1 protein-coding gene is annotated in these 947 nt (G+C 45.6%); it reads left to right on the top strand.

Translation table 11 applies throughout. The features are described 5' to 3' along the window. Window positions 1-640 precede the first annotated feature (640 nt). A partial coding sequence (locus AC1DWB_RS36085; RefSeq protein ID WP_477545859.1) for a GntR family transcriptional regulator occupies window positions 641-947 on the top strand: 307 nt, incomplete at its 3' end.

Here is a 947-nt window from a genome sequence, read left to right as displayed (position 1 = left end):
GAACGATACCAGTTTTGAGCTGCCTTTGCATTGCCATGCTATTAGTCTGGGTCCGTCAACCTTTTTGATTGTGAATATCCAATGGTGGTAGAGCGCTTCGTTGGCAGCGATGAGCTCAGGGGCTCGATCCCCCTAGGCTTCACTATAAAAATTACTGCACCGGGGTTTTCCCGGTGTTTTTGTTTGTTCTTAGTGTTCTTTTCTTGCTGAGATGGTCTCGTGATCAGACGTTTGGTCACACTAAGTATTTTTTAACCGATAAGAATTTATTAATCCCGGGGTCCCCGCAAAGGGGCTTTTTTGGGGGAGTGCGATGATTGGGCGTTGGCCTTGAGCGGGAGTTAAAAGGGAAAATCGGCTAACTCGGTCAGTGGGAGGGGGTGGAGAAGCGAAGCGTCCGTCTTTGAAATGTTGTTCTCACCGCTAAAATTCAATCATAGGAACAATATTTCAACAACGGTCGGAATCTCCTTCCATGCCCTCCCCGCGCGCCCAAACTGGAGATTCTGACGACGACAAAATAATTGCTCGGGCGACTAGCACCATGATAGTATATCAATTAATGGAATGCTATAAAGCATATATATGAAGTAATTAAGCGGTCCATATTTTGATCCGAATACAACTAGAGGTGAAATGGATGCTAAAAATTAACCGTGATGACATACGCCCAATATGGCAACAACTGCTTGACCAAGCTATTCATAATATCACAACCGGCAAATGGCCACCAGGCGAATTGCTGCTACCTTCTCGTGAACTCGCACTATTGGTTGGTGTCTCCCGCTCAACTATACAGATTGTTTATGAGGAATTATTCAGTCGTGGCTACACTGTTACTTCCCGACGCGGCGGAACAAGGGTAAGTGACTGGACCTGCAGAATAAGTTTTACAGAGGATGTAAAACCTCAAGGGCCTATCACCCCTGAGTTACCTTTATTAAACG

Source organism: Paenibacillus sp. P4_E11 (assembly GCF_056401635.1).
Note: the sequence above shows the minus strand (reverse complement) of the source record. Positions and strands in the feature narration are given on the sequence as shown.